At 68.2% G+C, this 20,833-nt stretch carries 20 protein-coding genes and 1 pseudogene; 7 read left to right on the top strand and 14 right to left on the bottom strand.

Annotated elements, in window-relative coordinates; translation table 11 throughout:
• Window positions 1-316, top strand: a 316-nt coding sequence (locus tag ASC87_RS32525; RefSeq protein WP_056668721.1) for a hypothetical protein, incomplete at its 5' end; no start/stop codon positions are given.
• A gap of 49 nt (window positions 317-365) precedes the next feature.
• Here ASC87_RS32525 and ASC87_RS32805 read toward each other — a convergent pair.
• Complete coding sequence (locus ASC87_RS32805; protein WP_056668724.1) at window positions 366-1,604, bottom strand: hypothetical protein; 1,239 nt, start codon at window positions 1,602-1,604, stop codon at window positions 366-368.
• 389 nt (window positions 1,605-1,993) lie between these two features.
• The gene (locus ASC87_RS24055) at window positions 1,994-2,587 is read right to left on the bottom strand and encodes a restriction endonuclease (RefSeq protein WP_235582269.1); all 594 of its coding nucleotides are present in this window, start codon (window positions 2,585-2,587) and stop codon (window positions 1,994-1,996) included.
• Window positions 2,588-2,821: 234 nt separating this feature from the next.
• On the opposite strand from ASC87_RS24055, the gene ASC87_RS24060 reads away from it, so the two are divergent.
• Window positions 2,822-4,465: an ExeA family protein gene (locus ASC87_RS24060; protein ID WP_056668730.1), complete on the top strand. Its 1,644-nt coding sequence runs from the start codon at window positions 2,822-2,824 to the stop codon at window positions 4,463-4,465.
• A 9-nt stretch (window positions 4,466-4,474) separates the two neighbouring features.
• Complete coding sequence (locus ASC87_RS24065) at window positions 4,475-5,173, top strand: general secretion pathway protein GspB (RefSeq protein WP_056668734.1); 699 nt, start codon at window positions 4,475-4,477, stop codon at window positions 5,171-5,173.
• 9 nt (window positions 5,174-5,182) lie between these two features.
• On the opposite strand, the gene ASC87_RS24070 is transcribed toward ASC87_RS24065, so the two are convergent.
• From ASC87_RS24070 to ASC87_RS24085, 4 genes are all read right to left on the bottom strand, one after another.
• The gene (locus ASC87_RS24070) at window positions 5,183-5,500 is read right to left on the bottom strand and encodes a hypothetical protein (RefSeq protein ID WP_056668737.1); all 318 of its coding nucleotides are present in this window, start codon (window positions 5,498-5,500) and stop codon (window positions 5,183-5,185) included.
• 121 nt (window positions 5,501-5,621) lie between these two features.
• The gene (locus tag ASC87_RS24075; RefSeq protein ID WP_056668740.1) at window positions 5,622-6,491 is read right to left on the bottom strand and encodes a CPBP family intramembrane glutamic endopeptidase; all 870 of its coding nucleotides are present in this window, start codon (window positions 6,489-6,491) and stop codon (window positions 5,622-5,624) included.
• Window positions 6,492-6,564: 73 nt separating this feature from the next.
• The gene (locus ASC87_RS24080) at window positions 6,565-7,032 is read right to left on the bottom strand and encodes an EF-hand domain-containing protein (protein WP_056668743.1); all 468 of its coding nucleotides are present in this window, start codon (window positions 7,030-7,032) and stop codon (window positions 6,565-6,567) included.
• 71 nt (window positions 7,033-7,103) lie between these two features.
• Entirely contained in the window at window positions 7,104-7,814 is a 711-nt protein-coding gene (locus ASC87_RS24085; protein WP_056668746.1) for a glutamine amidotransferase, read from the bottom strand.
• 231 nt (window positions 7,815-8,045) lie between these two features.
• Between ASC87_RS24085 and ASC87_RS24090 the strand changes: the two genes are divergently transcribed.
• Window positions 8,046-8,909 (top strand): AraC family transcriptional regulator, encoded by an 864-nt coding sequence (locus ASC87_RS24090; protein ID WP_056668749.1) that lies wholly within the window; start codon window positions 8,046-8,048, stop codon window positions 8,907-8,909.
• On the opposite strand, the gene ASC87_RS24095 is transcribed toward ASC87_RS24090, so the two are convergent.
• The 4 genes from ASC87_RS24095 to ASC87_RS24110 are packed head-to-tail and all read right to left on the bottom strand — an operon-like array spanning window position 8,857 to window position 11,482.
• Complete coding sequence (locus tag ASC87_RS24095; protein ID WP_235582270.1) at window positions 8,857-9,513, bottom strand: DUF4291 family protein; 657 nt, start codon at window positions 9,511-9,513, stop codon at window positions 8,857-8,859. The two genes, ASC87_RS24090 and ASC87_RS24095, sit on opposite strands and share 53 nt — an antisense overlap.
• Window positions 9,494-10,309 carry a TIGR02452 family protein gene (locus ASC87_RS24100; protein ID WP_056668756.1) on the bottom strand — a complete coding sequence of 272 codons (816 nt, stop codon included), beginning with the start codon at window positions 10,307-10,309 and terminating at the stop codon, window positions 9,494-9,496. The genes ASC87_RS24095 and ASC87_RS24100 overlap by 20 nt, the downstream gene beginning before the upstream one ends.
• Window positions 10,310-10,344: 35 nt before the next feature.
• On the bottom strand, window positions 10,345-10,893 hold the full coding sequence (locus ASC87_RS24105; RefSeq protein ID WP_056668758.1) for an RNA 2'-phosphotransferase: 549 nt from the start codon (window positions 10,891-10,893) through the stop codon (window positions 10,345-10,347).
• Window positions 10,853-11,482, bottom strand: coding sequence for an NADAR family protein (locus ASC87_RS24110; protein ID WP_082568901.1), 630 nt, complete (start codon window positions 11,480-11,482; stop codon window positions 10,853-10,855). Before ASC87_RS24110 ends, ASC87_RS24105 begins: the two co-directional genes overlap by 41 nt.
• Before the next feature lie 86 nt (window positions 11,483-11,568).
• Here ASC87_RS24110 and ASC87_RS24115 point away from each other — a divergent pair, with 86 nt between their 5' ends.
• A complete protein-coding gene (locus tag ASC87_RS24115; RefSeq protein WP_056668762.1) occupies window positions 11,569-12,339 on the top strand; it encodes an NUDIX domain-containing protein in 771 nt (256 codons plus the stop codon).
• Window positions 12,340-12,574: 235 nt separating this feature from the next.
• Here the strand turns inward: ASC87_RS24115 and ASC87_RS24120 are convergent, their stop codons facing one another.
• Window positions 12,575-14,797 carry a hypothetical protein gene (locus ASC87_RS24120; protein ID WP_157604295.1) on the bottom strand — a complete coding sequence of 741 codons (2,223 nt, stop codon included), beginning with the start codon at window positions 14,795-14,797 and terminating at the stop codon, window positions 12,575-12,577.
• 277 nt (window positions 14,798-15,074) lie between these two features.
• Here ASC87_RS24120 and ASC87_RS24125 point away from each other — a divergent pair, with 277 nt between their 5' ends.
• Window positions 15,075-16,100, top strand: coding sequence for a PHB depolymerase family esterase (locus ASC87_RS24125; protein WP_056668768.1), 1,026 nt, complete (start codon window positions 15,075-15,077; stop codon window positions 16,098-16,100).
• Between the two features lie 64 nt (window positions 16,101-16,164).
• On the opposite strand, the gene ASC87_RS24130 is transcribed toward ASC87_RS24125, so the two are convergent.
• The 3 genes and pseudogenes from ASC87_RS24130 to ASC87_RS24140 form a co-directional block, all read right to left on the bottom strand.
• Window positions 16,165-17,274 (bottom strand): ABC transporter substrate-binding protein, encoded by a 1,110-nt coding sequence (locus ASC87_RS24130; protein WP_056668771.1) that lies wholly within the window; start codon window positions 17,272-17,274, stop codon window positions 16,165-16,167.
• Between the two features lie 246 nt (window positions 17,275-17,520).
• A pseudogene (locus ASC87_RS24135) lies at window positions 17,521-19,146 on the bottom strand (ATP-dependent DNA ligase).
• On the bottom strand, window positions 19,143-20,168 hold the full coding sequence (locus ASC87_RS24140; protein WP_056668774.1) for a ligase-associated DNA damage response exonuclease: 1,026 nt from the start codon (window positions 20,166-20,168) through the stop codon (window positions 19,143-19,145). Before ASC87_RS24140 ends, ASC87_RS24135 begins: the two are co-directional and overlap by 4 nt.
• Before the next feature lie 147 nt (window positions 20,169-20,315).
• On the opposite strand from ASC87_RS24140, the gene ASC87_RS24145 reads away from it, so the two are divergent.
• Window positions 20,316-20,618 (top strand): hypothetical protein, encoded by a 303-nt coding sequence (locus tag ASC87_RS24145; RefSeq protein ID WP_157604297.1) that lies wholly within the window; start codon window positions 20,316-20,318, stop codon window positions 20,616-20,618.
• Window positions 20,619-20,833: the final 215 nt, after the last annotated feature.

Below are 20,833 nucleotides of genomic sequence, written 5' to 3' on the forward strand. Positions count from 1 at the left end.
CATCGTGGCCAACGGCTCGGTCACCGGCGGCACCGTGGGCGGCCTCAGTGTCATCGGCGTGACGGGCAGCCCGTGGGGCAACAACGCCTTCACGGTGTCTGGCTCCGCGCAGGTGCGCACCACGTTCTACCCGCTCGGCTTCTTCGAACCGAACCAGGGCGCATCGGGCACATTGAACCTGCACGGCGACGTCGAGTACCGCGGCGCGGGCCTCAACCTCGGTGCGGGCGACCGGTCGGGCCTGGTGGAGGCCGCATCCGTCGTCGGTTCGGCCACCGACGTCAACACGCGGACGACGTTGGCCTGGCGGCCGTGACGCCTCGCTGGGTGCTTGGCTGACTCTCCGCCACCGGTTCCGAAAAGGGTCAACTTCCCCTGCTGGCTGTCCCCGGTCGGGACGGAGTTGCAGCGCCAGGGCCTTCGCCGACCACGGTGCGGTAACGCTCGGCATTGAAAGCATTTGACCGGATGAGTTGTGCTGGGCGGCTTGCTTGCGGTGCGTCGTTTGCGCCGTTCGTTTGGTCGCCTTCGTCTGGCGGATTCGCGGGCTGCACCGAAGAGCCGGGCCGATCCGACAGCACAGGCGGGGTTGCTGTCGCCAGGGCCAGCAGGTTGCGCACCAGTTGTTTCGGATCGTTGTCTGCCTCTTCCGCCGCTTGCCGGACAGGCGGCTTCAGTTCGTCCAGTGACAGTGTCGCGATGTCGTGCAAATGGTTGATCACATTGAACGTGTTGCGGCCCGTCTCCTTGCTCAGGTCGGTGTCGTGCAAGTCAGTGATCATGTCCATCGCATCGATCTGCACTTGCCGGCTCGGCATGGCGGGCTGCTCCACAGAGCCGGGCCGATCCGACAGCACAGCCGGGCGTGCTGTCACCAGGGCCAGCAGGTTGCGCACCAGTTGTGCCGGATCGTTGTTTGCTTCTTGCACCGCTTGCCGGACTTCCGGCTTCAGTGCGTGCAGTTGCTTCGTCGCGATGTCTTGCAGATGGTTGATCACGTTGAACGTGTTGCGGCCCGTTTCCTCGGTCAGGTCGGTGTCGTGCGCGCCAGTGACCATGTTCATCGCATCCGCCAGCATCTGGCGCCGCATGTCTGAGGCTGCCTGCAGTGGGTTTGCTCTCACCATGGCCAGCAGGTTGCGCACCAGTTGTTCCGGATCGTTGTTCGCCGCTCGTGCCGCTCGCCGCACATCCGACGCCAGTTCGTCCGTTCGCAGCGTCGCGATGTTCTGCAGATGATGCATCACGTTGCCCCTCACCTCGGGCGGTTCGGTGTCGAGCACGTCAGGGAGCATGGCGATCGCATTTCTCGACACCTCCGGGCGCGGCATGCGCGAGCGATTGCCGTCGTGATTCGCGGGCAGCACGGGCGAACTTGCGGTTACCAAAGCCAGCAGGTTGCGTATCAACTGTTCCGCGCTGCCATTCGCTTGCTGCGCTGCGTTGCGTACCCTCGGGTCCAGTTGCGATGGCCGCGTCGTGATAACGGCATGCAGATGATGGGTCACGGCAAGCGTGTTCTCCGCGGTCATCCCGTCGATCGTGTGGCGATCTACTCCCGTCATCATGCGGAACGCGTGCTCCAGCACGGCCTGGCTCGGCATGGGTGCGGAACTTCCTGCCGCCACGTTCGCGCCATGCCTGATTTCCGCTCTTGGCCTGGGTCTGCCTTCGTTGGCCGATTCGGCACCCTGGCGGCGGGGCAGCATTCCCAACGGCGATCCGGGCGGGGTGCGGGCTGCGTGCGCCTCCGGTGCTGGTGGCTCCTGGCGCTGCGCTGACGAACTGCTGGCCCCCGCGTTCGTGCGGTTCGATCGGAAAAGGTTGCTGAATCTCATCTACTGCCCGGTGAGGCTGGCTTTGACGCCAGGTCGACAACGGGCAGCCTATGCGCCACCTCGGCGCAAGACAGGTGCAGTGCGAACACACGTGCATCCATGCGAAGAATGCGTGGCCAACCCGCCGCGCTTCAATGGTGCCGTTGCGGGTTCGATCAACGAACGGCGGGCGGCGGCAGCGGCAGGTCGCGCAAGGCATGGGCCAGCTCGGCCGCCTGCCACACGGTGATGCCGTGGTCCCGGGCATAGAGCACCGCGGTGTCGCTCAATGGGGCCAGGCCGATGTACAGCGCATCCGTCACGTCCCGGGTTTCACGCGAGCCCTGCAAGGCTCGCAAGGTTTCCAGCCCCGTGCGCGCCGACTTCCAGCGCCGCGCGCACACCACCATCCGGCGGCCCTGGCGTTCCAGTTCGAAATCCACGCTGTCGGCCTGGCTGCGCTGCACCGTGTAGCCATCGCGCTGGAAGGCCTGCTCCAGCAGCGCCGCGAAGGCCGGCCACGTCATGGCCGCCAGCGCCTGCTGCGTCTGCGCGACACGTGCCGCGCTGGGCAGGTGCCACTGGCGGCGGGCCGCGATGACACAGATCACGATGAAGGGCATGCCCGACAGCGCGCCCGCCACCCGGAACTGGACGGGCAGCAGCGCGAAACCCACCAGGCCCAGGGCCAGGCCGATGGCGAGGCTGATCCACCATGGCGAACGCAGTAACACCGCGAAGAGCGAGTTCTTCGCCATCTGAAACTTCAAGAGGATCTCCCGGGACAACGACGTGCAAGTGCACGACGGCCCAGTCTAAGTCACCCGTTCGACGAGACCCGTCGATGCCGCGCTGAAGGCCGAAGAAGTGGGCCGAGCCAGCGAAGCGAGGCGAAAGATCAAGCCACCCGCGAGGACCGGCTTTGCCGGCCGACCCGGGGTCGCCCCGTGGGGGCAGGAGGCGATAGCCGACTGGGGGGCCTCATCCTAGTATCCTCTGCCCCCATGTACGCGAAATTCTTCGGCCTGAAACAGCAGCCGTTCTCCATCGCGCCCGACCCCCGCTACCTGTTCATGAGCGAGCGGCACCGCGAAGCGCTCGCCCACCTGCGCTATGGCGCCACGGCGGGCGGGGGCTTTGTGCTGCTCACCGGCGAGATTGGTGCGGGTAAGACCACGGTGTGCCGCTGTTTCCTCGAACACTTGCCCCGGCGCTGCAACGTCGCGTACGTCTTCAACCCGCAGCTCACGGTGCTCGAGCTGTTGAAAACCATCTGCGGCGAGTTCCACGTGCCCGTCGCGCACCCCGACCCGGCCCATGCCACGGTCAAGGACTTCATCGACCCGCTCAACGAGTTCCTGCTGCGCACGCACGCCATCGGGCTCAGCAACATCCTGATCGTCGACGAGGCCCAGATGCTCGCCGCCGAGGTGCTGGAACAGCTGCGGCTGCTCACCAACCTCGAGACGAACGAACGCAAGCTGCTGCAGATCATCCTGATCGGGCAGCCCGAGTTGCGCGAGATGCTGGCGCGCCCGGAGCTGGAGCAGCTCGCGCAGCGGGTCACCGCGCGGTTCCATCTGCCCGCACTGTCCGAGGCCGACACGGCCAAGTACATCCGCCACCGCCTCGCGGTGGCCGGACAGGCCGAGTTGCGGCCCTTCGACCGCAGGGTGCGCCGGCGCATCCACCAGCTCACGCGGGGGGTGCCACGCCGCATCAACCTGCTGTGCGACCGGGCGCTGCTGGGGGCGTACACCGAAGGCAAGCGCACCGTTGATCTGGCCACCGTCGAGCGCGCCGCCGAGGAGGTGTTCTACAAGAACGAACCCGAGCCGCCGCCGTTGCCGGCGCCGCGCCGCGGCCTGCTGCTGGGGGCTGGGGTGCTCGGCGGGGCGTTGCTGTTCGGTGCGGCCACCTGGTTGTGGTCCGGGCGAGCCGCCGCACCGCGGCCGGCGCCCGTCGTGCATGCCGTGGCGGCGGCGCCGCCGGTACCAGCATCGGCGCCCGCTCCAGCGCGCGCGCCGTCGGCCGCGGCCGTCAAGACCGGCATTGGTTCACCCACCCGGGTCGAGGACGACGCCTGGCGGGCACTCGGCGCCGCCTGGAAGGCCGACCTGGCCGGCAACGACGCGTGTGCCGCCGCGCGCCAGCACGAGCTGCAGTGCTTCCGCCGCAGCGCCGACCTCACCGTCATCCGCCAGCTCGACCGCCCCGGCATCGTCACGCTGCACGATGAAAGCGACAAGCCGGCGTACGCGCTGCTGACCGGGCTCGGCGAACGCCATGCGGTGCTGCGCATGGGCGACGTGTCGCAGCGCATCTCCCTCGTGTCGCTCGCGAAGATCTGGCGCGGGGAGTACGCCACGCTCTGGCGGGTGCCGCCGGGGTTCACGAACCGTGTCGACAAGGGGCAGAAAGGCGCCCTCGTCGATTGGCTGGCCACCGGGCTGGCCAAGGCCGGGGGCGAAGCGCCACCCGCCTCGCCGTCGGTGTTCGACAACCGGCTGCAGGCCCGCGTGGCCGCGTTCCAGCTGGCCCAGGGCCTGAAGCCCGACGGCCTGCCGGGACCCACCACGCTGATGCAACTGAACCGGGTAGCCGGGGTGGACGAACCGAAGCTGTCGTCCGAACCGGTTGCTCCCTGAAAGGCCGCCATGTCCTACATCCTCGATGCCCTGCGCAAGGCCGATGCGGAGCGCCGCGGTGTGCCCCCACCCCCCACGGGCCTGACCGAACCGCCCGTGCTGGTGGACAGCGATCCCGACGCCGACCTGCCCGCCAGCCCCGCCCGCCCATGGTTGTGGGTGCTGGGGGGTGTGGCCCTGGCGCTCGCGGCCGCGGGGGGGTGGACGTTCCTCTCGCGCAGCGAGCCGCCGCCCGCGCCGGTGGTGGCCGCAGCCCCGCCGCCGCCGCCTGAACCCGTGCCCGTCGCACCGGCCCCGGCCCCGCTGCCGAGCGCCGACGCGCTGCCGAACTTTCCGCCGCCGCTGCCCGATGCGCCGAAACCCGAGGCACCCAAGCCGGCACCGCGGGCGGCGTTGCCCGACACCCCGGCGGCCAAACCGGGGGTGCCACCAGGCATCACCATGGTGCCGCCCGCGGCAGCACCGGCCGCGGGCAGCAACCGCGTCTACAGCGTCAACGAACTGCCGGAGGATGTGCGGCGCGACCTGCCGAAACTGAACGTGGGTGGCGCCATGTACTCCGACCGCCCGGCCGAGCGCATGGTGGTGCTCAACGGCCAGGTGTTCCACGAGGGCGATGCGCTCGGCAAGGGCCTCGTGCTGAAGCAGATCCGGCTCAAGTCGGCGGTGCTGGAGTTCCGCGGGTACCGCGTGGAGATCGGTTACTGACACGCCGCGTCATGGCGCGGGCCCCGGCAACGACTTGAGCCCGGCCCAGGCCACGAACGCGGTGGCGTTGAACGAGACGCATAGCACCCACGGCATGTAGAGGAAGCTCGACAGCACCGTGGCCGAGAACGTGTGTTCCACGAACACGCCGCCCACGTACAGCAGCACCCCGAGCACGAACCAGCGGCGCATGTAAGTGGGCAACCACCGTGCTTGCGTCTGGTTGTGCCGCCACGCGGCCGAACGCTCGAACAGGTTGCCGCGATTCACGTCGTGGAACAACCAGCCGAAGAAAAAATAGCGGTAGAGCAGGGTGCGGAAAGCCACGCGGACCTCCGTGTCGATCGGAACCTCGGATCACCTTAGCGGAAGCGTTCGTGCGCAGGGGGCACCCGGCGCGATAGCTGAGCTTGCGATAGGGCCGCCCGCACTCCGACGGGGCGCGGTGTCACCCGGCCGCGACGCGTGGGTAGGTGAACGCCACGAAATGCACCGCGTTGAGCACGAAGTGCGTGGCGATGGCCGCCTCGATGCGGCGGGTGCGCGCGTACGCGATGCCATACCCCACCCCCGCGAGCGTGGCCAGGCCCACGTAGGCCCACCCGCCGGCGGCGTGCGCCAGGCCGAACAGCCCCGCGGGCACCCCGACCGCGAGGGCCAGGCCCGGACCGCGGGCCAGCGCCGGCACGCGCATCAGCCGCTCCTGCAGCAGCCCGCGGAAGAAGGCCTCCTCCATCACGCAGGTCCACAACAGCATCTTCGCGAGGAAGGCGGCGGCGAACCACGGCCACTTGAAGTCGGGGTGGACATGGCCGATGCCCCACGCGAGTCCGATCACCGCCACGGTGGTGGCCACCATCACCGGCCAGGCGCTGGCGAACGTGGCACGCCAGTGCGCAGCCGTGAGGCAGCGTGGTGCGTAACACGCGAGCAGCACCAGGCCGGCGGCACCCGGGTCGACGTGGGCGGTGAAGCGAAACGGGTCAGCATCGGGGCTCAGGCGCAGGTCGGGCACCCACACGATGGGCACGAACCCGGGCACGAGGCGCAGCCCGAGGGCCAGGGCGAGTGCCGCGGCGAACGCGGTCAGCAAGGCACGCGGCCAGCGCCCATGCACCGCGAGCGACGCCTGGGCCGCCACCACCAGCACGGCCACGGCGGCCACACCGCGCACGTCGGCCAGGCCGTGCCACGTGGCGCTGGCCAGCGTGGCCGCGAGGAGGAACATCCAGGGCGGCACGCCGCGGCCGGCCACCCGTACCGGCGGGCACCAGGCGCTGATGATCGACAGGCCCAGCAGCAGGGAGGTGAGCAGCATCTCGGGCGGGTTCCGGGGTGGTCGCGAGGCTGGGTAGCCTACACGAGCGCCGCCGCCGCCCACCGTCGTCCTGTCACTTCGGCCGTTTCAGCAGCATCTTCGCGTGGCCGGTGGCCAGTTCCGCGCGGTCGAGCGTGCCGTCGCGGTCGGTGTCCATCGTGTCGAACATGCGGGCCGACGCGTCGCGGTGTTCGTCTGCGGTCAGCACACCGTCGCCGTTGGCATCGACGAGCTTGATCTTCTCGGCCGACGACATCGGTTGCGCATCCCGCTCGTGCCGGGTGGTCCGGGCTGTGTACTGGTCCATCTCGGGGGCGGTGACACGGCCGTCCTGGTCGGTGTCCATCGCGGTGAACATGGTTCGGGCGCCGGCGGCGTGTTCGGCGGCGGTGAGCACACCATCGCCGTTCTTGTCCATCATGAGGATTTCGGCCTCGGCCGATTCGGTGCCGGCTGCGGCCGCGCTCGTGGCCGCGGCCAGCCCCAGCAGCACGGTGATGCCGCACAGGACAGGCTTCCAGTGGTGGGAAGTGAGGTTCATGAGGGGTCCTCCTGTCAGGTCGGAACCCCCATTGCACGCCCGATCGCGGCCCGTGCCCAACGGACGGAGCCTCAGCGTCCCGTAGGAAATGTCCGGTCGAGCCAGGCCGACATCAGCGTGCGTCCGGCCTGGGCCGCCGCAGCGCCGAACCGGGCCGTGTCGGCGCGCAGCGTGCCCAGGTCGATGCCTTCGTGCGCCAGTTCACCGGTGTGCCCGATCAGCCAGGCCTCCACCTGCCGCGGGTCCACCTCGGGGTGGAACTGCAGGCCCAGCACATGGCCGTCCACCTCGAACGCCTGGTGGGGGGTGATGGCGGTGGACGCCAGCAGCGTGGCCCCCTCGGGGAGATCGAAGGTGTCGCCGTGCCAGTGCAGCACCGGGGCCCCGTCCAACGCGCGCAGCGGTCCGGCGAGTCCGGCCGGCGTCAGCGTCACCGGCGCCCAGCCGATCTCCTTCGCGCGGCCCGGGTACACGCGCGCGCCGAGCGCCGCGGCGATCAGCTGCGCCCCGAGGCACACACCGAGCGTGGCGCCTCCGGCGGCGAGCCGTTCGCCCAGATGGCTGATCTGTTGACCGAGCCATGGGTAGCGGCCCGTCTCGTAGACTCCGATGGGGCCCCCGAGCACGACCGCCAGGTCTGCCTGGTGCCAGTCGGCGCTGGTGAGTGCATCGACGCCGGCTTGCCGGACATCGAGTTCGAAACCGCGCGACGCGAGTCCCTCGGCAAACACACCGAGGTCCTCGAACGCCACATGGCGCAACACCAGGCACTTTTTCTTCATGGGGGTTCAGGCCGCGCGTTGGAGGGGCACGGCGGGCAAGCCGACCGGAGCGTCGAACGCGATGTTCACACAGTTCGTGAACCGATGGGACGGGGTCGAACGTGTCCGGGTCTGGACGAGGCGCAGGCGGGACATGGCGGATCCTGTCGTTGCGGAGTAGGGTTGCGCATCGGCACGGCGGTCAGTGTCTCGCGGCGTCCGGCACGATGGGCATCATTCGGTCCTGAAAACATGTCTGATCATCTCGAACCGGTGGATCGCCTGTCGGCACTGCTCGAGCGCTTTCGCGTCCGGGCGCACCTGTTCCATGCCGGGCCGCTGTGTGGGGTGACCCACTACGCGGCGCGTCCGGGCCTCGGGTTCCTGCACGTGATGCGGCGGGGAGATATGGCCGTGACCCATGGCCTCGTGCCCGGTGCGCCACCGCGCATCGAGGTGCGGGAGCCGAGCGTGCTGTTTTATCCGCGCCCGCTCGCGCACGCGTTCCACAACGCCCCCGAGGAAGACAGCGACTTCACGTGCGCCACGCTCGCGTTCGACGGTGGCGAGAACCACCCGCTCGCGCGCGCGCTGCCGCCCGTGGTGGTGTTGCCCATCGCGCAGCTTGAAGGCATCGAGCACACGCTCGCCCTGCTGTTTGCCGAGACGGAGCGCGTGCGTTGCGGCCAGCGGCTGCTGGCCGACCGCCTGTTCGAGGTGCTGCTGCTGCAGTTGCTGCGGTGGTTGCTGGACCACCCGGCCGAAGGTGCTGTGCCGCTCGGGTTGCTGGCAGGCCTGGCCCACCCGGCGCTGGCGCGCACGCTGGTGGCCGTGCACGAGCGGCCGGGGGGTGCGTGGTCGCTCGAAGCGATGGCGCGGTGCGCGGGCCTGTCACGCAGTGTGTTCGCCGCGTCGTTCAAGGCCCATGTGGGCGAGACGCCGGCGGACTACCTGGCGCACTGGCGCCTGTCCATCGCGCAGGCGGAGTTGCGGCGCGGCATTGCGGTGAAGCAGCTGGCGGGAGACCTGGGGTATGCCAGTGCTGCGGCCTTGTCCCGCGTGTTCACGCAAAAGGTTGGCGTGTCACCGCGCGCATGGTTGCAGCAACAGCCGTAGGGTTGCTCCGTGGCGCTTCGCAGTCGGCGCGCTCCGTGTGCGGGTGGAGTTGCGCTGCACGGCGTTCGCACCTACTGCCATCCGGTAGATGGTCGGGATCCCATTGCAGACGGACCTCTGAACTCAGGACGGCGGCCTTCCATTCGGTCTTGCTCGGACCGCACGCGGGGTCGAACGACGACGCGACAGCTCTTGCGAGCAGCTGATCGAAGAAGCTGCGGCGAATCCGCAGGCCGAGGGTCACCTCCTGCCCCGGTTTTGTGCCCCAGCCCGAGCGATACATCATCCAGAGGAAGTTCGGCTTGATCCAGCTCATGCGATCGAGGCTGTAGTCGGGCTCACCGAAGCGCTGGTGCTCGATCGCATAGCGCCCCGTCGATTCGCGGAAGGCCTGGTAAACAACGATGCTGTCGACATCGTAGTGCGCGAGAACATGCTCGCCCTGCGCTGGCCAGAGGGCGCGCTGCTCGTTGAAGAGCGAAGTGGGTAGCGGCTGCGCGACCTTGATCAGAGGTTCGTTGTCCATGTTGTCGTTCTTGTTGTTGCGGTCGGAAGCGCGACCTTCACGGCGCGGCCAGGCCTGCTCATCCGAAACGGCGTTCAAACGCGCTCAAGACATGGCCTCCCGACGACCGATCCAGGATCGAGAAGCAGACATGCGCAAAGCTTGACGCCCACCCGCGGTCGATAAGCAATTCGGCAAACACATCTGCCACCATTGCCGGGTCGTTGCGGAACACGCCGCAGCCCCATGCGCCGAGCACGATGCACCGATCGCCACGCGACGCGGCCAGCGCGAGTACGCATTCGGCTCTGCGCAACAGCACGGTGTGCAGGTTGGGCAACAGGTCTGGCTGATTTGACGCCAAAGCGCCCGCATTGGGCGCCGCCGAGGTGATGAAGCTGGCAGTCATCGGGCGCTCGAGCAAGCAGCCCGAGTCTCCGCGAAACACCGGACAGTCGGGCGACACGATCATGGCATCGCTGTAGAGCGACGATGTCGTCGCGCGGTGCCGCTCATAGTACGACGGCTCCCGCAACAGCGATGCATACAGCGCCGAGCTGCGCGCGAGCGATTCCTCCTGAGCCTCGCTGCCACCAAGGAACCCGCCGCCGGGATTCTTGGCCGAGGCGAAGTTCAGCGCCGAGACCGGTCCTTCACCGGCGGCGACAAGCCTCGCGATGCCGGCCAGCGTCGTCTCGTTGCGAACCTCGAGCGTCGCCGAAGGCATCGTTGCATCCGCCGGCGCGCGGCGCGCAATCAGTGCATCGAATTGTTCAGGCTCGTGGAGCCGTGTTGCATTGAGGCAGTGCACCACCGAAGTCTCCAGCGAGACCCATGCACCCGAGGCGGCCGAATAGCCGCCCGCCTCGAGAATCGCCAACGTCTGCTGCGCCATCGCCGCACGGTCAGATCGATTCGCCGAAACCGGCCTCATGACTGGACCTCGATGAACTCCACCGCCACCGCCTCAACGAGCCACACCCCGTTCGCGGAGCACCTGAACTCGTGTCCTGCCTCGACCATCCGCCGCGCCGCTACGCTCAGCACGACCGGCCGGCCATAGCGGCTGCCTACATCAATGGCGGTCGCCCGGTTGGCGGTCAGGTGGACGTGGTGACGATTGCGACGCTCGAGGCCCGTACGCAGGATCGAGGGCAGGAAGCGGTCGGCCGTGCCGTGATACAGGAGCTCGGGCGGCGCGACAACCGGCAGCTCGAGGTCTACCTCGACCGAATGGCCCTGGTTGGCGCGGACGCGTGAGCCGTCGTCGCTGATCGCGAAGCGCTGCTTGTCACTCTCGGCGACGATCTTCTCGAGCAATTCGCGCGTGATCGGCTTGCCGGCTTGCCCGGCCTTGGCGAGCAGCGCTTCGATGTCCGTCCATCCGGCCGCATCGAGCTCGATGCCGATGCGTTGTGGGTTGTGCCGCAGCACGAGGCTAAGGAACTTGCTGATCTGCGTCAGCTCGGGGGTGCTCATCTTCTTTCTCCTTGGTAATTCGGTTCTTCGTCAGGCGCTCGCGCACTTCCATCAGAGCAAAGCCGAGCAGATTGAGCCCCCGCCAGCTTTCGGGCCGCTCGGCATCCTCATGGCCGGCCGGCAGGCCAATGCCCCAGACCACGTCGACCGGGCTCGCCTCGACGAGCACGCGATCGCCGGTCTGAACCAGGAACTCGCGCAGTGCAACATGCTGATCGAACTTCGCCGCGTTGGCGGCCACGACGATCGCAAACCGCTCGCGTTCCCAATGCTCGTCGTCGAATCCTGCGACCTTGCGGCCGAGCGCCTTGGCCTCGGCCGGCGTGCGCGCAGCGAGGATCTGCGCGCGGATCGCATCGTCGCCGAACAGCTGCGCCTTCTCGGCCATCATGTAGTGTTCGGCGCTCGCGTACTCGATCCCGTCGACCTGGAATTCAGCCGGCCACCATTGGCTGAAGCATGACGCCGTGACGCGACCGTCCCTGGCGGCCCGGTGGCCCCAAAAGAACAGATACTTCGGGCGCGCGCCGGCCTGCATCACTTCGATCAGTTGCGCAGCGTTGCGGATATCAGTGATCGTTCTGCTCATTGTTAGTTGCTCAATACACCTTTCAATAGTGGTACAGTACAACCATGCTTGAAAGTGGTCAAGCGGAAAGTTCCGGATACATGGCAATGAGCAACCGCAAGGCACGGGCACCGGCGGCGACGAGAGTCCCCCGTCCGGCCTTTCCGCTCCCGTACACGACCGTCGACATCGTGATCTTCACAGTGCGAGGCGGCGGGCTGGAGGTGCTGCTCGTGCAGCGCCCGACCGAAACGAGTGAGCCGTTCCCGGGGCAATGGGCGCTGCCAGGCGGCTTCGTCAATGTCGACATTGACGCCGACCTGCAGAGTTGCGCGCGGCGCAAGCTGCGCGAGAAGACCGGCGTCGCGAGCCCATATCTGGAGCAACTCGGCAGCTGGGGCGGTGCGGCACGTGACCCGCGCGGATGGTCAGCCACGCATGCGTTCTTCGCGCTGATGCCGGCCGAAGGTGTCGAGCTTGCCAAGGGTGCTAACGCGGCCGATGTTGCGTGGTTCAAGGTCGACGAACTTCTGGCCAGCGGCCGTAAGTCGCAGCGCCTCGCCTTCGACCACGAGGAGATCCTGCGCGCCGCCGTCGAGCGGCTGCGCAGCAAGGTCGAGTACACGTCGTTGCCGGCCTTCTTGCTGCCCGAGCCGTTCACTCTGCCGCAACTGCAGCGCACCTACGAAGTCGTGCTCGGCCGACCGGTCGACAAAAGCAGCTTCCGCACGCGCATGCTCGCGGCCGATTTCCTCGCAGAGACCGGCATCGTCGAGAGCAGTGCGAACCGGCCTCCGATGGGATACAAGCTCAAGGACCGCGGCGCGCCGGTGTTCTTCCCCCGCATGTTCAGCCCACGCGGGGGCGGCGAGGCATAGGACTTCAGGCGCCCCCCCGTAAACGCCAGTGCGACCGACGCGCCTGATGCCGCCCCCGGTGATGCCTTGAATCCAATCCTGGACGAGGATCGAACATGGATCGGTCTGCTTCTCCAGCACGCGTAGCCGCGGAGCGGGCGGCACAAACTCTGCGCACTGCGAGGACGACCATGGCTGGTGCCAACGAGAGCCTTGATGCCTCAGGCTTCAATGGCGCGGAACACCTGGCGCCAGGTCAATCGGAGGTGGCTGCCCACAGCCGATGCAGGTTCTCCACCATGGCAGCCACACCGGCAACCAGTCCGTCCAGCCCGGCCCTCTTGGCCTGTTCGTCAGGCACGGACATCACGACCCTGACGAGACGCTCGCGCAGCGCCGGGCTCAGGTGCTCCATCCGGACGCCCAGTTCTTTCAAGGCACGTCCCACGGTCCGCCAACTCCGCCCAGGGCGGATGTCGATGGCCGACGCCAGGAGACGCTCGCACTGCGATTCACTCAGATGTGCCAAGCCGGCGCCCAGCGCTGCCACCGCCCCGGCCCGATCCTCTTCGATGTGAATTCCGGTCACGAGGCCGACCATGCGTTCGCGCTGCGCTTCATTCAATGCCCCGGCTCCGGCCGCCAGTCCCTTCAGCGCGACAGAGAAGTTCCGCGGCACGGCAAGGCGGGCGGCCTCGTCCAGCAGGCGGTCACGCTGCGCCTCGCTCAAATGCGCCGCCCCGGCACCCAGCGCGGCCATCATGCCCGCTCTCAGGCGCGGGCGCTCCAAGGCGCACCCTGCGTCGATGAGTCGATCGCGCTGTGCGTCGCTCAGATGCACAAGCCCCCCTGAAAGCCCCGTCAATGCAACGGCACGCTCGGCCTCCGGGCCGATGCCGATGGCAGCGTCGAGGAGACGCTCCCGCTGGACCTCGCCCAGGTGTGCCATGGCGTCCGCAAATCCACCCAGCAGTTGCGACTTCACATGCGGAGGGGAGACCGCCAATGACGCGGCAAGCACACGTTCGCGCTGGGAGATGCCCAGGTGCCTGATGTTCCCCACCAAGCCGGCCAGTGACATGGCCCTCGCGTCCTGGTCAGCCATGCCCATCACCGCATCGACGAGACGATCACGCTGCGCCTCGCTCAGGGATTCCATCCCGGCGCCCAGCCTGGCCAGGACGCGCGCCTTGAACTTCGCATGATCGAGGCCGATGGCCGTATCGAGGAGACGCTCGCGTTGCGCGGGAGGCAGATGCGCCATCCCGTCCACCATGCCGATCAGTGCGCAGGCCTCGGCTTCGAGAAGGACCTGGAGATCGCTCGTGCCGAACAGGGCTTCATCGAAGACGCGGGCACGTTGTGCTTCATCCAGGTGTGCCATCGCCTCTCCCATCGCGGCCAGCACCTTCGCCTTGGCCTGGTTGGGCAGGTCGGCCATCGCGTCGATGAAGCGCTCGCGCTGGGGCTGGCTCAGGTGCTTCATTCCGGCGCACAGGTGTGTCAGCGCATCGGCCCGCGAGGCCTGGTCGCAGAGGCTTGTTGCCGCAGCCAGGAGGCGATCGCACTGGGCCTCGGTCAAATGCGCCATCGCAGCGCCCAGGCCCTCCAGGGCATCCACAAGGACACGTTCCTCGGCGCCGGCCGCGGCGGCCACGATGCGCTCGCGCTGCGCTTCACTCCAATGTTCCATGGCGAACGTCAAGCTGGCCAGCCGGCACGGCTGGGCCATCACCGCGGAAACCACACGTTCGCGCTGCGACTCGGTCAACTGGCCCGCGCCACGCACCAGCATGACCAGCATGCGCGCCTTGTGCGCTTCCTCGATGCTGCCGTCCCCGACGCGGGTGGCCACCTTGACGATGTGCTCGCGATTGCGGGGCGACAAGAGCGTCAGCATCGTGTCGAGCGAGAACAGCATGTCATGGGCGCACCTGTCGAACGGGAGTACTTCCGCCAGGGTGTTGGCCACCTCGACCAAGCCCTGGAGATGGTCGTAGCGCAAGCGCTCGTCGCCCAGCACCTGCGCGCGAAGTTCCGGGGACGTCATCGACAACGCATGCAGATGGTTGAACGTCTCGAACAGGTCCGGGCTGCGCAAGGCAAGGGCGATTTTTCCCAGAAGCGGGGATGGCAACGCCGATAGCGATGAATCAGGACGGACGCAGGCAGGCATCTGGACAAGCGCGTCAGACGTCGATGCGGGACGCCGGGAACTCACCGCGGGCTTGCCTGCCCGCCTGCGCGGCGCGGGCATGGCCTCTTCCGCCAGCGAGCCGCCACGCGTCCACCGCATTCCCGCCAAGCCGGACAACGGGCCGGCGTGGCCGCATTCGCCGGTTTGCCGCCCTGGCTGCGTGGCGGGGGCAGACGCGACCTCCTGCCGGCGGCCGCAGACGCTGTTCAATGCGGAACCAAGATGGGAAATTCCCGAGCCCATGAGCACATGTCCTTCGCTTCGCTCGAACGCCGGCTGCATGCCTCAAGCACATTGATTGCACCGCGCCCAAGGCTGCGAGGCCGTCGCGGGTGTGTGTGCCCATTGTTCACAGTTCGCGCGTGCCGCCGCCAGGTCATGCGAAGCGGACTTCGCACCGGCGAAACGCGACGGGCGGTCCACTGCGCGGCGCTTGCGCCGCAGGCGTGACAGCCTCGTGGCCCTTTTGAGCAAATTGCCCCCGGCCGCGCAGAGGGATGGTTCTTCGCGGCCCCGATTGCCCGCAGACTCAGAACACCATCACCTCAAGGAAGACACGATGTACACGACTCGCAGCCTCGCCAGTGTCGTACTTGCCGGACTTCTCGCCGGCCCCGTGATCGCCGCACCACCGGACAGTCTTCCCGCCTACGGCGCCGACCCGCAGCAGACATCGGTGTCCGGCCTTTCCTCCGGCGCGTTCATGGCCGTGCAGTTGCAGGTGGCCTACTCGCGTTCGATCATCGGCGCTGGTGTCGTGGCCGGCGGGCCGTACTACTGCGCGGCCAACAGCATGACCTTCGCGGGCATCTGCATGGGCCAGGTGCCCTTCTTCCCGCCCAATCCGGCGCTGATGGTCAGCGCCGCGAAAAGCTTCGCCAGCTCACGGTTGATCGACCCGCTCAGCAGCCTGGGCGGGCGCCGCGTCTACGTCTTCAGCGGCACCGACGACACCGTCGTGCGCCAGCCGGCGGTCGATGCCACCGTGTCGTTCTTCCAGCAAGTGGGCATCAAGGAAGACAACCTGAAGTACGTCAACGAGCTGCCGGCCGGGCACGCGGTGATCACGCCGAGCTTCGGCAACGACTGTTCGGCCAACGCCACCCCGTACATCAGCCGCTGCAACCTCGGTGACGCGGGGTACGACCAGGCCGGGGCGTTGTTGCAGCACATCTACGGAACGCTCAAGCCGCGTGTCGACACACCCACCGGCCAGATCGTCAGCTTCAACCAGCGCGCCTATGCACCCGCAACCACCGGCATGGCCGACACGGCGTACCTGTACGTGCCGCAGAGCTGCGCCGCATCCGATGCGCACTGCAAGGTGCATGTGGCGATCCACGGCTGCGCGCAGTCCACCGAGTCGGTCGGGAACCAGTTCTACACCGACACCGGCTACAACAACTGGGCCGACAACAACAACATCCTCGTGCTGTATCCACAGGTCAACAAGTCGACCGTCCCCTTCAACCCGCAAGGCTGCTGGGACTGGTGGGGCTACACCGGCGGGAACTATGCCTACAGGTCGAGCGTACAGATGAAGGCGATCGTGGGGATGGTCAACCGGCTCGCGAAGCAGCCGTGAGCACCGCGCCGCCTTCTCCCCGGGCCCACGGAAGGCGGCGCATGGTCCGTGTTCGCGGGAGGTTTCAGCGCCGGAATTTGCCGTCTTCGCTGATGATGGACATGTCGGTGTAGACGAGCCCCGTGTGGTCGCTGGGGCTGAAGCTCAGCTCCATGCCGCCCAGGTCCACCTTCTGCATGGTGTTCAGGGCGGCCATCAGGCCCTGGCGGGTGGGTTTCGGGCCGGCGCGCTTGAGACCTTCGACCAGCACCTTCGCGGCGCTGAACCCTTCCATGTGCGCGGGCGACACGCCGTCGAAACCCTTCGCGCGGGCGAGGTCCGACGCCTCCTTCACGATGGGGGCGGACATCGAGCGTTCGTACGGGAACACCTGCGTGACGATGGTGCCGTGGCCGTTGGTGCCCATCTGCTTGATGAACCCGACCGACGCGTTGTTCGACACGGTCACGATCGTGGCCCGCGAGCCGAGGGCGCGGATGGCCTTCGTGGCGTCCACCACTGCCGCGGCCGTGCCGATGACCATCACCGACTGCGCATCGGCCTTCACGACGGCCGGCGCGGCCTGGCTGAAGTCGGGCTTGGCCCGGTCGAACGCGATCTTGAGCACGGGCTTCTTGCCCACGCCCATGAAGCCGGCGTCGGCCCCGATGGCCACGTCGGCGCCGAAGGAGTCGTCGGCGTGGAGGATCGCGATGCGGTCCTGGCCGATCAGGCTCAGGTGGCGCACGGCCCGTTCGGCCTCGCGCTGGTACGTGGCGCGCACGTTGAAGATGTACGGGTTGACTGGCTTGTGCAGCACCATCGCGCCGGTGCTGGGCGCCACGAGCGGCACCTTGTGCTGTGCGAGCAGCGGCACGATGGCCTCGGTGTGGGGTGTGCCGCGGCTCAGGAACAGCGCGACCACGTTCTTCTCGACGACGAGCGAACGCGCGTTCTCGGCCGCGAGCTTCGGTTCGAACTTGTCGTCGAGGCTGATCAGCTCGATCTTCTGGCCGTTCACGCCACCGGCGGCGTTGACGGCATCGAAGTACAGGCGGGCGCCTTCGGTCAGTTCCTTCACCGAGGCGGCGACCGGGCCGGTGAACCCCGAGGTCTGGCCCACGTAGATCTCGGCAGACGCGGGCGGCGAGGCGATGGCAAGGGCGGCCAGCAGGCCGGACAGGATGAACTTCATGGGGTGACTCCAGATCGGGCCGCCGGTACGACAGGGTGGGCAGCCGGGCCGCTGAGGGCAATTCAGGATCTTTCCACAGGGGGCCCCCGCGCGGGGTGACCGTCTGTCGCGGTTGTGGCGATGTTCACCAAAACCCACGCGACATTTGTCACGGTCCGGCGGGGCGCGGCGGCAACCTCCAATCCGCTGCGCTCCGCGATGCTTCCTACGGGGAGTTTCCACGCGGGTCGCGGTGGTGCAACGGCATCATGGCAACAGCGCGCGCAGCGTGGCGAGCGTGTCGGCCTCGTCCACCGGCTTGTCCCAGCGCAACCGCAGCATGCGTGGGAACCGCACGGCCAGGCCCGACTTGTGGCGGGGAGATGCCTGGATGCCCTCGAACCCGAGCTCCACCACCAGCGTGGGTGTCACGCTGCGCACCGGCCCGAACTTCTCGGTGGTGGTCTGGCGGATGCGCTGGTCCACGAGGTGCATCTCTTCGTCGGTGAGGCCGGACTAGGCCTTGGCGAATGGCACGAGGCGGCGCGGGTTCGCCGGGTCGGTGGCGTCCCCGTCCCACACGGCGAAGGTGTAGTCGGTGTAGAGGTTCGCCCGCCGGCCGTGGCCGCTCTGCGCGTAGATCAGCACCGCGTCGATCGTGTACGGGTCCACCTTCCACTTCCACCACAGGCCCACGTCCTTCGTGCGGCCGGTGCCGTAGCGGCCGTCGCGGTGTTTCAGCATGAACCCCTCGACGCCGCGGGCGCGTGATTCACCACGCTGTTCCGCGAGCGCGGGCCAGTCGGCAGCATCCACCCGGGGCGACACCTTCAGCGGTGAGGTGTCGTCGGCCGGGACGGTGGCCTCGAGCCGCTCGCGGCGCTGCCACATCGGCAGCGCGCGCTGGTCCTCGCCGTTCAGCTCCAGCAGGTCGTACGCCAGGAACGCCACAGGCAAGTCGGCGAGGATCTTTTTCGTGACGTTCTTGCGGCCGATGCGCTGCTGCAACTGGGCGAACGGCATCACGCGGCCGTCGCGCCACACCACGATCTCGCCATCGAGCACCGTGTGGTCGGGCAAGCGCCCGTGGGCACCGTCGATCTCGGGGAAGCGGCCGTTCAGCAGGTCCTCGCCGCGCGACCACAACCAGGCCTCGCCGCCGCGCCGGATGAACTGCGCGCGGATGCCGTCCCACTTCCATTCGACGAGCCAGTCGGCCCGGTCGCCCAGCGACTCGACCGGCGCTTGCAGCGGGTGCGCCAGGAAAAACGGGTACGGCTGCCCACTGGTGGTGGCCACATGGCCGGGGTCGATCAGCGCGGCAAACGCCGCGGCGGACGGGGTGTGCTGCTTGTCGGTGTAGCCCATCATCCGCTGCGCCAGTACCTTGGCATCGAGCCCCGCGGCCTGGGCCAGCGCCCGCACGACCAGGTTGCGGGCCACGCCCACGCGGAAGCCGCCGCCGATCAGCTTGGTCAACAAGAAGCGGCCGGCGGTGTCGAGTTCGTTCCAGTAGCCGCGCAAGGCCACGGCCAGCGTGCCGGGCGGCTGGCCACGCAACGCGATCAGCCGCTCCTGCATCCACACATGCAGCGGCACGTCCACCGCCGCGGTGGGGGGCGGCAGGATGTGGGCCACCGTTTCGGCCAGGTCGCCCACGACGTCGTAGCTCTCGTCGAAGAGCCACTCGGGCACGCCGGCCATCTCGCGGGCGGTGCTGCGGATGAGGCCGGTGGGCACGGTCTGGCGCGGTTTGCCGCCGGCCAGCACATAGAGCGCCCACGCGGCGTCGGCATGGGGGGCGCTTCGGAAGTACGCTTCCAGCGCGTCGGTCTTGGCCTTCGTCGACGTGGTAGCGTCGAGTTCGGCGAACAGGTGGGCGAACGCCTTCACGTGGTCACCTCCGGGTCGCCCTCGGCCTCGTCGCCGTATTCGGTCTTGAAGGCACCCGCCTCCCACCCCTGTTCGGCGAGGTACCGCACCAAGGGGTCCACGTAGCCGTGGGTCACGATCACGCGTGGCGCGCCGGTGGCCGTGATGGCTTCCAGCAGGCCGGGCCAGTCGGCGTGGTCGGACAGCACGAAACCGCGGTCGAGCCCACGCCGCCGGCGGGTGCCACGCAACTGCATCCAGCCCGACGCGAACGCGTCGCTGAACTCCCCGAAACGCTTGAGCCACGGGCTGCCCTGGGCCGACGGGGGCGCGAGCACGAGGGCGCGGCGCAGGTCGGCCGGGTCGGTGTCGGGCACCAGCTGCGTGGGGGGCAACGCCACCCCGCTCGCACGGTACGCGTCGTTCATCGCGCTCATGGCGCCATGGATGACGATGGGGCCGATGGGGCCGATGGCGGGATCGATGCCCGCCAGCACCCGTTGCGCCTTGCCGAACGCGTACGCGTACAGCACCGACGCGCGGCCGGCGGCGGCGTTGGCACGCCACCAGGTGTCGATCTCGGCGAACACCTGCTGCTGCGGCGCCCAACGGAACACCGGCAGGCCGAACGTCGATTCGGTGATGAACGTGTCGCACCGCACGGGTTCGAACGGCGGGCAGGTGGGGTCGGGGCCGGTCTTGTAGTCGCCGGAGACGACCCAGACGCGCCCGCCGTGTTCGAGCCGCACCTGGGCGGACCCCAGCACGTGGCCGGCGGGATGGAACGAGACCGTGACCCCCCGGTGCACCAGGCGTTCGCCGTAGGGGAGGGTGTCGAGCGCCACGTTACCGACGCGCGCCTGCACCACTTGCCGCCCGGGTTCGGCCGTCAGGTAGTGGGCGTGTCCGGCACGGAGGTGGTCGCCGTGGGCGTGGGTGATCAGCGCGTGCGAGACCGGCCGCCACGGGTCGATGTAGAAATCGCCCGGTGGGCAGTACAGGCCCTGCGGGCGGGCCACCACCAGATCGTCCATTGTGGGCATGCCGGCCCAGTATCACCAGTCTCGGCCGGGCCGTGTGTCGGACGGCACCGGCTCCAAAAGCCGGAACTGGTGTCAGTAACCACACGTTTTCAGGTCAACGCGGCCGGCGGGGACCCGTTAGATTGGAGCCTTCACCGCGAGACCCCCATGAGCAAGCCCTCCGCCCGATCCGTCGTTCCGTACCTGTCCAACAAGATGTTGGCCTGCGCCTTGGTCGGAGGCCTGATGGGGCAGATGGTGATGGGCATCTCCGCCCACCACAACGGGTCCATCGTGGGCCTGACGCTGGCGCTGGTGTTCGTGCTGTCGGGCGGCGCCTCGGTGGCGCTGTTCCTGAACCACCGCCACGTGGAGCGCCGGCCCCGCACCGAACCCGCGCCCATCCAGCAGTGGCTGCTGACGCTGGGCGCGGCGATGATGGTGTCGATCTGGTACGGCCGGTTTCTCTGACGCTAGTCATCCCGGCGCAGGCCGGGATCTCCAACGTTTCGCTGACCACCGGCTTTCTCGGCCACCGCTGCAGATCCCGGCATTCGCCGGGATGAGTGCGCCCACGATGGCGCGTATCAGCGCGGTGCAAGTCCGCGTCGGGGTAAGTCACAGCCCCGAAGCCGAAGGTAACTGCGTCGCTGAGAGGCGGGGTGGGGAGCAACTGGAGGCGAACC

It is taken from the genome of Rhizobacter sp. Root1221 (genome assembly GCF_001425785.1).
Taxonomy (GTDB): Bacteria; Pseudomonadota; Gammaproteobacteria; order Burkholderiales; family Burkholderiaceae_C; genus Rhizobacter.

Excerpts from the sequence above, each read along its gene's own strand:
- ASC87_RS32805 (WP_056668724.1), bottom strand. The coding sequence starts at position 1,604 with ATGCCGAGCCAGGCCGTGCTGGAGCACGCGTTCCGCATGATGACGGGA.
- ASC87_RS24060 (WP_056668730.1), top strand. The coding sequence starts at position 2,822 with ATGTACGCGAAATTCTTCGGCCTGAAACAGCAGCCGTTCTCCATCGCG.
- ASC87_RS24065 (WP_056668734.1), top strand. The coding sequence starts at position 4,475 with ATGTCCTACATCCTCGATGCCCTGCGCAAGGCCGATGCGGAGCGCCGC.
- ASC87_RS24075 (WP_056668740.1), bottom strand. The coding sequence starts at position 6,491 with ATGCTGCTCACCTCCCTGCTGCTGGGCCTGTCGATCATCAGCGCCTGG.
- ASC87_RS24080 (WP_056668743.1), bottom strand. The coding sequence starts at position 7,032 with ATGAACCTCACTTCCCACCACTGGAAGCCTGTCCTGTGCGGCATCACC.
- ASC87_RS24085 (WP_056668746.1), bottom strand. The coding sequence starts at position 7,814 with ATGAAGAAAAAGTGCCTGGTGTTGCGCCATGTGGCGTTCGAGGACCTC.
- ASC87_RS24090 (WP_056668749.1), top strand. The coding sequence starts at position 8,046 with ATGTCTGATCATCTCGAACCGGTGGATCGCCTGTCGGCACTGCTCGAG.
- ASC87_RS24100 (WP_056668756.1), bottom strand. The coding sequence starts at position 10,309 with ATGGCGCAGCAGACGTTGGCGATTCTCGAGGCGGGCGGCTATTCGGCC.
- ASC87_RS24105 (WP_056668758.1), bottom strand. The coding sequence starts at position 10,893 with ATGAGCACCCCCGAGCTGACGCAGATCAGCAAGTTCCTTAGCCTCGTG.
- ASC87_RS24110 (WP_082568901.1), bottom strand. The coding sequence starts at position 11,482 with ATGAGCAGAACGATCACTGATATCCGCAACGCTGCGCAACTGATCGAA.
- ASC87_RS24115 (WP_056668762.1), top strand. The coding sequence starts at position 11,569 with ATGAGCAACCGCAAGGCACGGGCACCGGCGGCGACGAGAGTCCCCCGT.
- ASC87_RS24120 (WP_157604295.1), bottom strand. The coding sequence starts at position 14,797 with ATGCAGCCGGCGTTCGAGCGAAGCGAAGGACATGTGCTCATGGGCTCG.
- ASC87_RS24125 (WP_056668768.1), top strand. The coding sequence starts at position 15,075 with ATGTACACGACTCGCAGCCTCGCCAGTGTCGTACTTGCCGGACTTCTC.
- ASC87_RS24130 (WP_056668771.1), bottom strand. The coding sequence starts at position 17,274 with ATGAAGTTCATCCTGTCCGGCCTGCTGGCCGCCCTTGCCATCGCCTCG.
- ASC87_RS24140 (WP_056668774.1), bottom strand. The coding sequence starts at position 20,168 with ATGCCCACAATGGACGATCTGGTGGTGGCCCGCCCGCAGGGCCTGTAC.
- ASC87_RS24145 (WP_157604297.1), top strand. The coding sequence starts at position 20,316 with ATGAGCAAGCCCTCCGCCCGATCCGTCGTTCCGTACCTGTCCAACAAG.